Source organism: Microvirga tunisiensis, from assembly GCF_009296175.1.
Classification (GTDB): Bacteria; Pseudomonadota; Alphaproteobacteria; order Rhizobiales; family Beijerinckiaceae; genus Microvirga; species Microvirga tunisiensis.
In genome coordinates this window covers 1-14,383 of the sequence record NZ_VOSK01000008.1, presented here as the reverse complement: position 1 = coordinate 14,383, position 14,383 = coordinate 1, and the positions used below count along the sequence as shown (strand labels likewise).

The window sequence follows — 14,383 nt, the reverse complement described above, 5'->3', positions numbered from 1 at the left end:
CGATGCGCTAAGATAAAAGCTAAGCAGGTTTGATCCAAGTCGACTCCGCTTGACCGAATGAAACGGATCGTTTAGCGTCGGCGCAACTTTTGAACCGAGAGCTGCCCCCATGCGCAAGCTTATTCTCGTAGTACGAGCGCCATCGACGGAGCGGGATTGACCCGCAGGTCCGGCGATGGCGCACAGGCCCCCTCAGGGGCCTTTTTTATTGCCCAAATTCCAAGACAGTGATGCGAAAGACCCCAGGGAGCGAGTGAGATGAGCGAGACGATGACCGGAGCCGAAATGGTGATCCGAGCCCTGCACGACCAGGGAGTTGAGCATATCTTCGGTTATCCGGGCGGCGCGGTGCTTCCCATCTACGATGCGCTCTTCCACCAGGACAAGGTCCGCCACGTCCTCGTCCGCCATGAACAGGGCGCGGTGCACGCGGCGGAAGGCTATGCCCGCTCCTCCGGCAAGCCGGGCGTGGTGCTGGTGACCTCCGGCCCCGGGGCGACCAACGCGATCACGGGTCTCGCCGATGCAATGATGGATTCGATCCCGCTGGTCTGCATCACCGGCCAGGTGCCGACCCATCTCATCGGCTCCGACGCCTTCCAGGAATGCGACACGGTCGGCATCACCCGCCACTGCACAAAGCACAACTATCTCGTCAAATCCATCGAGGATCTGCCGCGCGTCCTGCATGAAGCGTTCTATGTGGCGCAGAACGGCCGTCCGGGTCCGGTCGTGGTCGACCTGCCGAAGGACATCCAGTTCAAGACAGGCTCCTATGCCCGGCCGCTCAGCAACCAGCACAAGACCTATCGTCCGACCGTCAAGGGCGACATGGACCATATCCGCGCGGCTGTGGAACTGATGGCCAATGCCAAGCGTCCGGTGTTCTATACCGGTGGCGGCGTCATCAATTCCGGGCCTCATGCCTCGACGCTGCTGCGCGAGCTCGCGCAGCTCACGGGCTTTCCCGTCACCTCGACCCTGATGGGCCTTGGCGCCTATCCGGCCTCCGACAGGCAGTGGCTCGGCATGCTTGGCATGCATGGCACCTACGAGGCCAATCTCGCGATGCATGAATGCGACGTGATGATCAATATCGGGGCACGCTTCGACGACCGCATCACGGGCCGTCTCGATGCCTTCTCGCCCTTCTCCAAGCGCATCCACGTGGACATCGATCCGTCCTCCATCAACAAGACCGTGAACGTGGACATCCCGATTGTCGGCGATTGCGCGCATGTGCTGGAGGACATGGTGCGCCTGTGGCGGCAGAATGCCCACCGTTCGGACAAGGTGGCCCTCACGGATTGGTGGGGCAAGATCGAAGGCTGGCGTGCCCGCAACTGCCTGGCCTTCCGCAACTCGACCGAGACCATCAAGCCGCAATACGCATTGCAGCGCCTCTACGAATTGACGAGGGATCGCGAGGTCTATGTCACCACCGAAGTGGGGCAGCACCAGATGTGGGCGGCCCAGTATTTCAAGTTCGAGGAGCCGAACCGCTGGATGACCTCGGGCGGCCATGGCACGATGGGCTACGGATTGCCCGCCGCCGTCGGCGCGCAGCTGGCGCATCCCGACGCGCTCGTGATCGACATCGCCGGTGAAGCCTCGATCCAGATGATGCTGCAGGAGATGTCGACCGCTTTGCAGTACAACCTGCCGGTCAAGGTGTTCATCCTCAACAACGAGTACATGGGCATGGTGCGCCAGTGGCAGGAGCTGCTGCACGGCGGACGCTACTCGCAGAGCTATTCCGAGTCGCTGCCCGATTTCGTGAAACTTGCCGAGGCCTATGGCGGCGTCGGCATCCGGTGCGATAAGCCCGGCGATCTTGATGCGAAGATCCTCGAGATGATCAATGTGAACCGGCCGGTCGTCTTCGACTGCATCGTCGACAAGACCGAGAACTGCTTCCCGATGATCCCATCGGGCAAGGCGCATAACGAGATGCTGCTCAACGATTATCTCGGAGAGACCGGGGCCGATATCGGTTCCGTGATCGACGAGAAGGGCAAGATGCTGGTCTGATGAGGATTGGAACCATGCCGACCCTCGTCATCGCCAACAAGTGCTACTCCTCGTGGTCGATGCGTCCCTGGCTGCTGCTGAAGCAGCTTGGGATCGCCTTCGACGAGCTCACCGTTCCGCTCGATCTTCCGGACACGAAGGCGAGGGTGCTCAAGCACTCGCCTGCGGGCAAGGTGCCGATCCTGATCGACGGCGATGTGACCGTCTGGGAAACCATCGCCATCATGGAATATGTCGGCGAGGCCTATGGCGCGCCCGTGTGGCCTGCAGATCGCAAAGCCCGTGCCATGGCGCGCTCGATTGCGGCTGAAATGCATTCCGGATTTTCGGCACTGCGCTCCGCATGCCCGATGAACCTCGGCAAGAAATTTGCGCAGAAGGATCGGGGCGAAGCCGTTGCCCGCGATGTCGCCCGCTTCGTCGAGATCGTGCGTCAGGCGCGTGAGCATTTCGGCGCTGGCGGTCCGTTTCTGTTTGGCGCCTTCTCGGCGGCCGATGCCATGTATGCGCCGCTCGTGACGCGTCTCGATACCTATTCCATCGCGCTCGATGCCACCACGCGCGCCTATGCGGATGCGATCCTCATCCTGCCGGCCTTCCAGGAATGGCGCTCGGCGGCCATGGAGGAGGAATGGATCGTCGAGGCCGATGAGGTCGACGAAGAGGCTATCGAAGATTATCGCAAGGCGGCTTGAGGCCGGATCAGAATTCGGGAAACCAGACCATGCTTCAGATGAAAACCCATTACCCCGATGCGACCCGTGTCGAGCCGTCGAACCGGCACACGCTCGCCATCGTCGTCGACAACGAGCCAGGCGTTCTTGCGCGTATCGCCGGCCTATTTTCGGGACGCGGCTACAACATCGAGAGCTTGACCGTCACCGAGACGGAGCATGAGGCGCATGTCTCGCGCATTACCATCGTGACGACCGGCACCGACAGCATCATCCAGCAGATCAAAAGCCAGCTGGAGCGCCTCGTGCCCGTGCATCGCGTGGTCGATCTGACCATGACAGGCGACGCTGTCGAGCGCGAGCTCTGCCTTGTCAAGGTAGTGGGCAAGGGCGACCACCGGGTGGAGGCCATGCGTCTCGCCTCCGCCTTCGGCGCGCGCACCCTCGATGCGACGTTGACCTCGTTCGTCTACGAGCTGACCGGCACGACGGATGAGGTCGAACGCTTCATCAAGCTGATGACGGCGGTCGGTCTTGTGGAGGTCTCCCGCACCGGCGTCGCTGCCATGGCGCGCGGTGCGGAAGGAATGGGAGGGCTCAGCCCCTGAAGTCGCTCTCCTTCAGGAATGCTTCCTCCTCAGGGATCGTCTCACGACCGAGGATGGCGTTGCGGTGAGGGAAGCGGCCGAAGCGGACGACGATGTCGTGATGGTGGCGGGCCCACTTGATGGAATCCTCGCCGAGGGCTTCGTTGAGGGTCACCGAACGCTCCTGATGCCGCAAGGATTCGGAGTGCATGAAGGGCAGGTAGAAGAACCGGCGGAACGCAGGTTCCACTTGTCCGTCGAACCCTCTCTCGATGGCGCGATCCGCGACCATGAGGGCGACCGGGTCGGTTTTGTAGGTTTCGCGCTTTCCCCGGAACATGTTCCGGGGGAACTGGTCGAGGAGTAGAATGACGGCGAGCGCACCTTCCGGGGTGAGCTCCCACTCGTTGAGGTCGCCACGCGCAGCGGCTTCATAGGTGGGCAGGAAGCGGTCACGGCAGACTTGGTCGAAGGTCTCATCCTTCGAGAACCACCTCTCCGGTCCGGCCTCGCGCCAGAAAACAAGCACTTCGTCGGGAGTGGCTAGGCGCTGCATGCGGCTTTGTCCTTCTCGGGGAAACGATAGGACTAATCTAGAGCATTGGAGAGCGGTTTGAACTCTCCGGGCTTGGATCGTTTGTTGACAGAAATGATCGGGCCTTGCGCTGAGCGCGGGCGAGGTCCGCAGTTTTGCTACAAACAACAGCTTGTCAGCGCAGTTTTATTCGCTAAAAGCGGCGCCTGATAAAACAAATGTTGCGCGGCCCTTTACGGGACTGTGCGGCGGAGACGAGGACGGGGGAAAGCCCCCTTTGAGATAAGGGACTTGAGGACCATGCGTGTCTATTACGATCGCGACGCAGACATCAATCTGATCAAGGGCAAGAAGGTTGTCATCGTCGGCTACGGCAGCCAGGGCCATGCCCATACCCTGAACCTGCGCGATTCCGGCGTGAAGGACATCGTCGTGGCGCTCCGCAAGGGTTCGCCCTCCGCGGCCAAGGCTGAGAAGGCCGGTCTCAAGGTCATGGAAGTGGCTGAGGCCGCCAAGTGGGGCGACGTGGTCATGATGCTGACCCCGGACGAGCTGCAGGCCGACATCTACCGCAACGAGCTGAACGACAACATGAAGCAGGGCGCGGCGCTGCTCTTCGCTCACGGCCTCAACGTTCACTTCAACCTCATCGAGCCCCGCAAGGACCTCGACGTGCTCATGGTCGCCCCGAAGGGCCCCGGCCATACGGTGCGCTCCGAGTACCAGCGCGGCGGCGGCGTGCCGACCCTCATCGCGATCCATCAGGATGCCACCGGCAACGCCCATGACATCGCGCTCTCGTATGCCTCCGCCAATGGCGGCGGCCGCGCCGGCATCATCGAGACCACCTTCAAGGAAGAGTGCGAGACCGATCTGTTCGGTGAGCAGGTGGTGCTCTGCGGTGGTCTCGTCGAGCTCATCAAGGCGGGCTTCGAGACTCTGGTCGAGGCGGGCTATGCCCCCGAGATGGCTTATTTCGAGTGCCTCCACGAGGTGAAGCTGATTGTCGACCTCATCTACGAGGGCGGCATCGCCAACATGAACTACTCGATCTCCAACACGGCCGAGTTTGGCGAATACGTCACCGGCCCGCGCATCATCACGCCCGAGACCAAGGCCGAGATGAAGCGTGTTCTGGAAGACATTCAGAGCGGCAAGTTCACCCGCGACTGGATGCTCGAGAACAAGGTCAACCAGACGTCTTTCAAGGCGACCCGCGCCCGCAATGCCGCGCACCCCATCGAGGATGTCGGCTCCCGTCTGCGCGACATGATGCCGTGGATCAAGGAAAAGGCCTTGGTCGACAAGAGCCGGAACTAAGCCGTTCAAGGGCGGCCGGGCCGGTCCGTGCCGCCCAAAATCACGTCAGCTAAGCCGAATGCGAGTTTGTCAGCTCGGTTCAATCCCGCTAGAGCATCGGAGGAATCCCTTCGATGCTCTATTATTTTGATGAGCACTACGAGTTTGCTTGAAGAATTGTCGGAATTCGACCTGCCGCTTTGGGCCGGGCTGGATCCGGCCGCGCGTCTTGAGCTTCAGTCGAAGCTTCAGCGTATCGTGCTTCCCGGCGGCGAGGTTCTGTTCCGGGAAGGCGATCCAGCGGATGTGCTCTACATGCTCGTCTCGGGTGCACTCGGGGTGTCGGTGCAGGGGGACCATGGCGAGCAGCGACGCATCGCTCGCATCGCACCGTCTGAGACCATCGGCGAGATGGCTCTCATCTCCAATGCGCCTCGCTCGGCAACCGTCACGGCGCTCAGAGATTCCGTTCTGCTCACCCTGGCCCGAGCGGATTTCGAGAGCCTGATCGAGCGCTGGCCTTCCGTCATGCTCTATCTGTCGAAGCTGCTGGCCGACCGGCTTCGCGCGGCGACGCGCTTTACGCCCGTTGCCTTCACCCCGACGACCTTTGCCATCGTTCCCGTCACGCAAGGGGTGATGGTCTCGGATTTTGCGCAAGCCTTCCTCGCGGAAATGCGACGCAGCCATGGAGCCGGGGTCGATCTGATCGATGCGATGCCCCACCAGGAGGACGAGAACGGGCTCTACCGCTTCGAGGCCAGCCGCGAGCGCGTGATCTATGTCGCACCGGAGCCGTCGGGTGCCTGGACGGAGCGTTGCATCCGCCATGCCGACCATGTCGTGCTGCTCGCGCGTCCCGGTGAGCCGCTGACCTGCGAGGCCGAGGCGCTGACCAATGCCGTGTCGTCCTGGCGCCGCCACGATCTCGTTCTGCTGCAAAAACAGGATGCCAGGCGTCCCGCACCGGCACATCCGTCGTTGCAGCGGCTTCCCGTCAATCAGCACCTCCAGGTGCGCGAGAAAAACCTGCCCGATCTGCAGCGGCTCATCCGCACCTCGAGCGGAAGAGCTGTCGGCCTTGTCCTGGCCGGGGGCGGGGCGCGGGGCTTTGCTCACCTTGGCGCCATCCGGGCTCTGCACGAACACGGCATCCCGATCGATCTCGTCGGTGGAACCAGCATCGGTGCCGTCATAGCAGCCATCTGCGCCATTCAGATCGGCCTCGACGAGGCGCGCGATCTCATGATGGAGGCCTTCGTCCGGAGCCCTCCGCTGAACGATTATACTCTGCCGCTGATCGCTCTGATCCGTGGTCTCAAGGTCGATGCGCGGCTGATCGAGCATTTCGGCGAGCGGAATATCGAGGATCTCTGGCTGCCGTTCTTCTGTATCTCGTCCAACCTGACGACGGGGACGACCCATGTGCATCGCCAGGGGACGCTCTGGCGGGCCCTGCGGGCGAGCCTTGCCATTCCCGGATTGCTCCCGCCCGTGGTCGAGCCGGAGGGAGTGCTCGTCGATGGAGCCATGATGAACAATCTGCCGGCCGACGTGATGGCCGATCTCCAGAGGGGACCGGTGCTCGGCATCGATGTGGCGCGGGATGTCGCCTTCACCAGTTCTGGCGACGAGGAGAAGAAGGCGCCGCTGCTGCGCAGGATTCTAGGCCTGCCGACCAACGCGCCCGACATCGTCAACCTGCTCTATCGTTCGGCGACGATTTCCAGCGACGCTCAGACCCTCAAGGCGCGCGCCCACGCCACCCTGGTGATCCACCCGCCCCTCGCCGATGTGCCGCTTCGGGGATGGGAGCAGTTCGAAAAGGTGGTCGATATCGGCTACCGCCATACGCGGGAGCGTATCGAGGCGGGCGCACTCGATCCTTTCAGGCTCCCTTGAGAGAAGCGGGCCAGACGATCCGGATCACATGCGATGCAACGTCATCGCTGCGCCAGCCGCGACGAGGCCGAGAACGATGCCGAGTGTTGCCGAGCGATGTTTCCAGAACCGATAGATGGCGTAGGAGCAGATAAGAGACGCCAGGAGTCCGGCGAGACTCTGGGTCAGAAAGTTCACCTTTGTCGGACCTCGCAGCGGCTCGGCTTCCTCCCAGCTTTCCATCATCCAGAAGACTGAGAACATGAGAGACGCGGCCCCCGCGACGGACGGCCACCAAGCGACCGGAAGGCCGGTCCCCATCGGATCGATAGCCCCGGACGCGCCGGAATGGAGATCTTCGCAAGAACCGGGGGGAGGGAAGTGTCACAACAGGAATCCGTGATGATATAACTATACAGCTATCATCACGGAGGGCTGCTGCCACCTCTGGGAACAGAGGGGAATGGCGGCTCACCGGTGGGTGAACCGCCGGATTTTACTGCTGATTGCTCTTCGTGTTCTGAGCCTTGTTGTTGTCCTGCTTACCGGGGTCAACGCGGTTCTTCATCGTCCCGCCCGAGCCGCGGATATGATTTCCAGGGTGCTTTTTGCTCTCGGCGGAGTTGTCGCCGTTCATCTTGCCTTTGCCCATGGGGACCTCCTTTGGTGATGGAGGTTAATGACCCCTGAGACACCGGGTTCCCGGATGCGCTCACCTACCACAGCACATAATGTGCAAGCCCGGCGCCGGGTGCGAGGATGATGAAGGCCCAGACGGATGCCGAGGCCAGATTGGCGGCCTGGAACAAGACCTGAGGCATCAGGAAAATACCCGCAATAAGGGCGATGACGGCGCGGATCGGGCCGAAAAACCGACCCAGGAACACAGCCCAGGGGCCGAACCGCTGAAAGAACGCCTCGCCGCGCGCAATCAGCTTCGGGTTGCGGGACAAGGGCCAGAGTTCGTAGGCAGTCTTCTTGTAGCGCTGACCGATTTCGTAGGAGAGCCAATTGCCGAGGAAGGCGCCGCAGACGGCTCCGGCCCAAGCCTGCCAGAAGGGGATATCGGCTGCCGCCAGCACGAAACCCACCGCGATCAGGATTGTCATGGTCGGCAGAAGCAGGGACACGAAGGCCAGGGATTCGGCAAAGGTCATGAGCCCGAGCACAAAGGGTGCATAGCTCTTATGGTTCTGCACGAATTCCAGAATGCTGGTCTTCAGAAACTCGATGTCCATGGTGCCGTTGAGCGTCCTGTTGTGGTTAGGTGCTAGGGGTCAATACGGGCCGCCACGAAAAGAACCAACTGCCTTTGTGATGAATGAGATCACATCAGGCAATTTGAAGCGGGGCCTTTGTTGCGCTAACCGAGAAGCGAAAGGGGCCAGAGCCATGAACGTTCTCTCGATCCAATCCCATGTCGCCTACGGCCATGTGGGTAACGCCTCCGCGGTTTTTCCGATGCAGCGCCTCGGCGTCGAGGTCTGGCCCATTCATACGGTGCAGTTCTCCAATCATACCGGCTACGGTTCCTGGAAAGGCCGCGTCTTCGACGGGCCGGCGATCGAGGATCTTGTGGAGGGCATCGCGGAGCGGGGTGTGCTTGAGCGATGCAACGGCGTTCTCTCCGGCTATATGGGCTCGGCCGATATCGGCAACGCGATTCTCTCGGCGGTAGCGCGGGTGCGCGCTCTCAACCCGGAAGCGCTCTATTGCTGTGATCCCGTGATCGGGGATGTAGGCCGGGGCGTGTTCGTGCGACCGGGCATTCCGGAATTCATGCGGGAACAGGCCGTGCCTGCCGCCGACATCATCACCCCGAACCAGTTCGAGCTGGATTACCTGTCAGGCCTCACGACGCAGACATTGGACGATGTGAAACAGGCTGTCTCGATCGTGCAGGAGATGGGGCCGAAGGTCATGCTCGTCACCTCGGTCGAGACGAAGGAAACGCCCACCGACGGCGTCGATCTCGTCGCCGGTGAAGGCGGGCGCTTCTGGCGCGTGCGTACGCCTAAGCTGTCACTTTCCGTCAACGGGGCCGGCGATGCCATCGCAGCGCTCTTCTTCGTTCATTATGCCCGCTCGCGTTCGGCGCCGATGGCTCTCGCCGAAGCCTCGGCCTCTGTCTACGGCCTGCTCAAGCGCACGGAGGAGGCGGGTTCCCGCGAGATCCTGACCATCGCGGCGCAGGAGGAATTCGTCTCGCCCTCCCACCGCTTCGAGGCTGTGGAGATTTAAGTCGTTTCGAGCCGCGGGGCCTGATTCGGCGAGAGCGGGACATAGGCCGAAGGGAGAATCCGACGCGCCTTGCGATCCCTCTCCAGGCGGTCCTAGAATGCCGCCCGAAAGAGGGACCATGAGGATTGGAATGGATCAGGCGACCTCCCTTGCGGCGGTGGCGCTCAACGATGTCGCCATCACCTTCGGGCCGAAAGTGGGCGGTTACACGGCTGTCAGCGGCATTGATCTCTCGGTTCGCCCGGGCGAGTTCGTGGCGATCGTCGGGCCGACGGGATCGGGCAAGTCCACAATCCTGAATGCGGCTGCCGGCTTGTTGAAGCCGTCTGCAGGGCAGGTCAGGATCTTCGGTAGCGATCTTTCCCATCTCAACCTGCGGGCCGGCTATCTCTTCCAGCAGGACGCTCTGATGCCGTGGAAGACGGCTCTCGACAATGTGGCTGTCGCTCTCGAATCGAAGGGCGTCTCGCGCAACGATGCTTTGCAACGGGCAAGGGATTGGCTGGGGCGCGTCGGGCTCTCGGCCTTTATGAACCGGTATCCGCACATGCTCTCCGGCGGGCAGCGCAAGCGCGTGGCGCTGGCCCAGGTTCTGATCCGCGACCCCGAGATCCTTCTGATGGACGAGCCCTTCGGGCCTCTCGACGCGCAGACGCGGCAGATCATGGGCAATCTGCTTTTGAGTTTGTGGGCGGCGGATCGCAAGGCGGTGATGTTCGTCACGCACGATCTGGAAGAGGCAATCGCCCTGGCCGATCGCGTGGTGCTGATGTCGGCGGGTCCGGCCGCGGGGATCATCGGCGACTTTTCGGTCGAACTGCCTCGTCCGCGCGACATTGCGGAAGTGCGCATGGAGCCTACGTTCCACCACATCCATAAGGAGATCTGGGCGAGCCTGCGCGTCGAGGTCCAGAAGGCCTACAGCCAAGGGGAGGCCACCTGATGCCGCGTCTGAAACTGACCGTCCTCCAGATTGGCGTGGGCCTGATCTTCCTTTTGCTTTGGCATGTGCTGACCGTCTATCCGATCACCGGGACGGCCAAGCAGGTTCAGTTCTTCTTCTCGACACCGCTCGACGTTCTCAAACGCTGCTGGACCCTCTTCGCAAGCGGAGAGATCTGGGGGCATCTCTGGATTACCTTGGTCGAGACCATCCTGGCCTTTCTGATCGGCGCAGGCGGCGGCATCATTTTCGGCTTCCTCTTCGCGCGGAAGGAGTTGCTTGCCGCGGTTTTCGATCCTTACATCAAGGCCGCGAACGCGTTGCCGCGCGTTGTGCTCGCCCCGATCTTCGCTCTCTGGTTCGGCCTCGGCATCTGGTCGAAGGTGGCGCTCGGCTTCACGCTCGTGTTCTTCATCGTGTTCTTCAATGTGTACCAGGGCGTTCGCGAAGTGTCGCCCGTCGTGCTCGCCAATGCACGCATGCTCGGTATGAACGAACGTCAGCTGCTGCGGCACGTCTATTGGCCTTCGGCGCTGACCTGGGTGTTCTCGTCACTCCATACCTCGGTCGGTTTCGCCCTCGTGGGTGCCGTCGTCGGCGAATATCTCGGGTCGTCCGCCGGGCTCGGCTACAAAATTCACGAGGCCGAGAGCGTCTTCGATGTGACGGGCGTCTTCGCCGGCATGCTGATCCTGTCCATCTTCGTCATCCTCATCGACATGCTCGTGACCAGGATCGAGAACCGTTTTCTCGTTTGGCGGCCGCAGACGTCCCTGGCCGCACGAACTTAGGATTCACAACGATCGGATCAAAACAGGGAGAAACGCCATGGAACGTCGTACATTTCTGAAAAGTGCAGGAGCCCTCGGACTGGCCGCAGCATTGGGCCCGAAGGCCTTTGCGCAGGGAGCGCCGGAAAAGGCGAAGGTGACGTTGGGCGTCGGCGGCAAGCCGCTGCTCTATTACCTTCCGCTCACCATCGCCGAGCGCAAGGGCTTCTTCAAGGAGCAGGGACTTGAGGTCGAGATCAACGATTTCGGTGGCGGCGCCAAGTCGCTGCAGGCCCTCATCGGCGGCTCCGTCGACGTCGTGACCGGAGCCTACGAGCACACGATCCGGATGCAGGCCAAAGGGCAGGACGTGGTGGCCGTCACCGAACTCGGCCGCTTCCCGGCGATCGTGATTGCGGTCAAGAAGGACAAGGCCGGGCAGATCAAGTCGGCGGCCGATTTCAAGGGGCTCAAGATTGGCGTCACCGCTCCAGGGTCTTCCACGGCGCTTACGGCACAGTACGCCATGGTGAAGGCTGGCTTGAAGCCATCCGATGCCGCCATCATCGGCGTCGGCTCGGGCGCCAGCGGGGTGGCTGCCATGAAGAAGGGTGAGATCGACGTGATCTCCCATCTCGACCCGGTCATCGCGAAGCTCGAAGCCGATGGCGACATCCAGATCCTCATCGACACCCGCACCGAGGCCGGAACCCGCGAGCTTTTCGGCGGCTCGAACCCGGCGGCGACGCTCTACACGAAGAAGGACTTCATCGAGAAGAATCCGCAGACCACGCAGCGCCTCGTCAATGCCTTCGTGAAGACCCTGAAATGGCTTGAGACCGCAAAGCCCGAGGACGTCGCCGCCACGGTGCCGGAGGAATACTACCTGGGTGACAAGCCGCTCTATCTCAAGGCCGTACAGAACTCGCTCGAGAGCTATTCGCGCAGTGGCATCATTCCGATGATCGGCATGCAGAGCGTGCTCGACATGCTGCGTCAGCTCGATCCGGAACTGAAGGACGCCAAGGTGGATCTCGCTGCGACCTTCGACGACCGCTTTGTGCGGCAGGCGGCGATGTAAGCGGCCAGCCTTGCCGGGCGAACATAAAAGTTGTCGCCGGCGCGGTTTCTGTGCCGGCGAGCAGCTTCAGGTTCAAGCTCATGTCATAGCGGGGTTCCGCCTCCGCAGGGACGATGGGGCGAGTTCGGTTGACAGGAGGACGCCCGACTGTACCTCATCCGGAGCTGAAGAATCAGTGTTCTCGTATCCCCGAAGGCTCCCGAGGAGGTTTGATCCGCATGTCCCGCAGCTTTGTCACCCTCGACGTCTTCACATCCGAGCGCTTTGCCGGAAACCCTCTTGCGGTCGTGCTGGAAGCCGAGGGATTGGACACGGCAGGGATGCAGCAGATCGCGAAGGAGTTCAACCTTTCCGAGACCGTCTTTGTCCTCCCGCCCTCCGATCCGCGCCAGCGCGCTGATATCCGTATTTTTACGCCGGTGCGTGAGCTTCCTTTCGCAGGCCACCCGACCGTGGGAACGGCGGTGCTTCTGGCGCTGCTCGATCAGAACGGTCAGCCGGGTGCCGTGGCCTTCGGCTTGAAAGAGCAGGTCGGCATCGTCCCCTGCGCTGTCGAGGTGCAGGAGGCAACGAGCGGCACAGCGCGATTCCGCCTGCCGCGTCTGCCTTTCGTCTGGGGCGAGGGCAAGGACTCGACGACATGTGCTTGGGCACTCGGCCTCGATCCCACGGAAATCGGTTTCGACCGCCATGTTCCGAGCCGCCATTCTGCCGGCGTCGCATATGATCTCGTGCCGGTTGCTTCTCTCGAAGCGCTGGCGAAATCCAAACCGCAGGGCGAGGCCTTCGACAAAGCGTTCGGCGACAGCGACCACCCTGCGCCTTATGTCTATGCTCGTATCCCCCAGGCGGACGGATTGCGGTTCCGAGCCCGCATGTTCGGTTTGGGCATGGGGATTGCGGAAGACCCGGCGACCGGCTCCGCGGCGGCCGCCTTCGCGGGCGCACTCATGCAATGCGAGCCCCTGGGCGATGGCGAGCACAACATCGTCATCGAGCAGGGTGTCGAGATGGGACGCCCGAGCGAGATCGTTCTGCAGATGGTGATCCAGGGCGGAGCCCTTATCTCTGCCGAAATCGGCGGGGAGGCGGTGATGGTGAGCCGCGGCGAGATCCTGTCGTGAACCGCGAGCCTCAGATCCGGCGCGTCACCCGCGTCGAGGCTTTCTGCCGTCCACTGGATTGGGCTTGGCCCAAGCAGAACCGGGAATTCATCGAAAAGAACTGGAAGCGCCGCACGGTCGGCAAGCCGCAGATGTTCAATGGACGGGTGCTGCTGCTCCAGAATGTGGAATTCGAGCGGGATCTGTGCCGTAACACCTATTTCGAGGTCGATTACGCCGATTTCGTTGCTTGGATCGACAAAGGCTATCCGGACCCCGCCATCGCCAACGGATTTGCCATGGGAGCGCTGCGCGGCTCCGACGGGGCTTTCATCTGCGGGGTCATGGGGAACGGCACGACCAATGCGGGCCGGGTCTATTTCGCAGCCGGCACACCTGACCTTTCCGATCTGAGGCCGGACGGCACGGTCGATCTCGCCACCAGTCTCACCCGGGAACTGGCCGAAGAGACAGGTCTCTCCGAGGACGATTACCACGTGGACGACGAGTGGATCATCGTCCAGCGCTGGCCGACAATCGCGCTGCTGCGGATGGTGACTTTGCCGATGACGGCGGAGGAAGGCGCGGCGAAAATCCGCGCCAACATCGCGGCTCAGCACGAGCCCGAATTGCAGGACGTACGGATCGTTCGGGGGAAAGAGGACATTGATCCGGAACGGATGCCGCTGTTCCTGCAATCGTTCTTCGGCTGGGTCTTCGATCAGAGATAGCCGTGACGGGACTTCGTGGCGTTGACCATGCGCACGGCTTCCGCATCGCGCCCGGCTGCGCAGGTGGCCTCCGCCTGACCGATCTCACGATCGACCCGATTATAGACCGACTGGTTCACGTGCCCCATGGCAAGATCGTTGCTCATCACGGCGCGGTATCGGTCGATCTCGCCCTTGCAGCCCGATCCTTCCGGCATGCGGAAGCCGGACGGCGTGACGCTGGTGCTCGCGGGGCCAGGGGCCGAAGCGGTCTGATTGCAGGCGGCCAGCGGCAGCGCCAGCAATCCCGTCAGGCACAGGGAACGGATCGCTGTTCTCATGAAAACACTCCTGGGTAGGTGAGGGCGAGGCATAAAGGCCAAGCTTCATCCGATCTAAGTTGTCTGGATGCGAGACCTCCTTGGCATGAGCGATGACCTGGAGGGCTGGCGGCAACGCGTCTGCATCGGGTGGCTTGTAGCGGCGGTTGGCGAGCTTCGGCTCGGCAGCCAGGCGGCTTCGCACAAC

General features: G+C 62.1%; 16 protein-coding genes and 1 pseudogene. 11 read left to right on the top strand and 6 right to left on the bottom strand.

The features are described from left to right. Positions 1-258: 258 nt before the first annotated feature. The 3 genes from FS320_RS04760 to ilvN are packed head-to-tail and all read left to right on the top strand — an operon-like array spanning position 259 to position 3,313. Positions 259-2,031, top strand: coding sequence for an acetolactate synthase 3 large subunit (locus tag FS320_RS04760; protein WP_152709813.1), 1,773 nt, complete (start codon positions 259-261; stop codon positions 2,029-2,031). Between the two features lie 14 nt (positions 2,032-2,045). Beyond that, positions 2,046-2,726 (top strand): glutathione S-transferase family protein, encoded by a 681-nt coding sequence (locus tag FS320_RS04755; RefSeq protein ID WP_152709811.1) that lies wholly within the window; start codon positions 2,046-2,048, stop codon positions 2,724-2,726. A 29-nt stretch (positions 2,727-2,755) separates the two neighbouring features. Beyond that, the gene (gene ilvN, locus FS320_RS04750; protein ID WP_152709809.1) at positions 2,756-3,313 is read left to right on the top strand and encodes an acetolactate synthase small subunit; all 558 of its coding nucleotides are present in this window, start codon (positions 2,756-2,758) and stop codon (positions 3,311-3,313) included. Here the strand turns inward: ilvN and FS320_RS04745 are convergent. Next, positions 3,303-3,848, bottom strand: a complete 546-nt coding sequence (locus FS320_RS04745) for a DUF924 family protein (RefSeq protein ID WP_152709807.1) — start codon at positions 3,846-3,848, stop codon at positions 3,303-3,305. The two genes, ilvN and FS320_RS04745, sit on opposite strands and share 11 nt — an antisense overlap. Before the next feature lie 279 nt (positions 3,849-4,127). Between FS320_RS04745 and ilvC the strand changes: the two genes are divergently transcribed. Together ilvC and FS320_RS04735 are read left to right on the top strand one after the other, a co-directional pair. Continuing rightward, positions 4,128-5,147: a ketol-acid reductoisomerase gene (gene ilvC / locus FS320_RS04740; protein WP_152709942.1), complete on the top strand. Its 1,020-nt coding sequence runs from the start codon at positions 4,128-4,130 to the stop codon at positions 5,145-5,147. A 129-nt stretch (positions 5,148-5,276) separates the two neighbouring features. Next, positions 5,277-7,028 carry a patatin-like phospholipase family protein gene (locus FS320_RS04735; RefSeq protein ID WP_152709805.1) on the top strand — a complete coding sequence of 584 codons (1,752 nt, stop codon included), beginning with the start codon at positions 5,277-5,279 and terminating at the stop codon, positions 7,026-7,028. 24 nt (positions 7,029-7,052) lie between these two features. Here FS320_RS04735 and FS320_RS04730 read toward each other — a convergent pair whose 3' ends face one another. The 3 genes from FS320_RS04730 to FS320_RS04725 form a co-directional block, all read right to left on the bottom strand. Continuing rightward, positions 7,053-7,271, bottom strand: a complete 219-nt coding sequence (locus FS320_RS04730) for a hypothetical protein (RefSeq protein WP_152709802.1) — start codon at positions 7,269-7,271, stop codon at positions 7,053-7,055. Between the two features lie 232 nt (positions 7,272-7,503). Further along, complete coding sequence (locus FS320_RS45065) at positions 7,504-7,659, bottom strand: hypothetical protein (protein WP_153885286.1); 156 nt, start codon at positions 7,657-7,659, stop codon at positions 7,504-7,506. Between the two features lie 64 nt (positions 7,660-7,723). Then, entirely contained in the window at positions 7,724-8,245 is a 522-nt protein-coding gene (locus tag FS320_RS04725) for a DedA family protein (protein WP_152709800.1), read from the bottom strand. A 154-nt stretch (positions 8,246-8,399) separates the two neighbouring features. Here FS320_RS04725 and pdxY point away from each other — a divergent pair, with 154 nt between their 5' ends. From pdxY to FS320_RS04695, 6 genes are all read left to right on the top strand, one after another. Continuing rightward, positions 8,400-9,248: a pyridoxal kinase PdxY gene (pdxY, locus tag FS320_RS04720; protein WP_152709798.1), complete on the top strand. Its 849-nt coding sequence runs from the start codon at positions 8,400-8,402 to the stop codon at positions 9,246-9,248. Between the two features lie 130 nt (positions 9,249-9,378). Then, positions 9,379-10,191 carry an ABC transporter ATP-binding protein gene (locus FS320_RS04715; protein ID WP_152709796.1) on the top strand — a complete coding sequence of 271 codons (813 nt, stop codon included), beginning with the start codon at positions 9,379-9,381 and terminating at the stop codon, positions 10,189-10,191. After that, on the top strand, positions 10,191-10,982 hold the full coding sequence (locus FS320_RS04710) for an ABC transporter permease (protein WP_152709794.1): 792 nt from the start codon (positions 10,191-10,193) through the stop codon (positions 10,980-10,982). Before FS320_RS04715 ends, FS320_RS04710 begins: the two co-directional genes overlap by 1 nt. A gap of 37 nt (positions 10,983-11,019) precedes the next feature. Then, positions 11,020-12,042, top strand: a complete 1,023-nt coding sequence (locus FS320_RS04705) for an ABC transporter substrate-binding protein (protein WP_152709792.1) — start codon at positions 11,020-11,022, stop codon at positions 12,040-12,042. Between the two features lie 218 nt (positions 12,043-12,260). After that, the gene (locus FS320_RS04700; RefSeq protein WP_152709790.1) at positions 12,261-13,166 is read left to right on the top strand and encodes a PhzF family phenazine biosynthesis protein; all 906 of its coding nucleotides are present in this window, start codon (positions 12,261-12,263) and stop codon (positions 13,164-13,166) included. Then, complete coding sequence (locus FS320_RS04695) at positions 13,163-13,876, top strand: NUDIX hydrolase (protein WP_152709788.1); 714 nt, start codon at positions 13,163-13,165, stop codon at positions 13,874-13,876. Before FS320_RS04700 ends, FS320_RS04695 begins: the two co-directional genes overlap by 4 nt. Here FS320_RS04695 and FS320_RS04690 read toward each other — a convergent pair. Together FS320_RS04690 and FS320_RS50655 are read right to left on the bottom strand one after the other, a co-directional pair. Continuing rightward, positions 13,867-14,196: a hypothetical protein gene (locus FS320_RS04690; RefSeq protein ID WP_152709786.1), complete on the bottom strand. Its 330-nt coding sequence runs from the start codon at positions 14,194-14,196 to the stop codon at positions 13,867-13,869. The genes FS320_RS04695 and FS320_RS04690 overlap by 10 nt on opposite strands. A 58-nt stretch (positions 14,197-14,254) precedes the next feature. Then, positions 14,255-14,383, bottom strand: a pseudogene (locus tag FS320_RS50655) (IS481 family transposase); the annotation flags it as partial.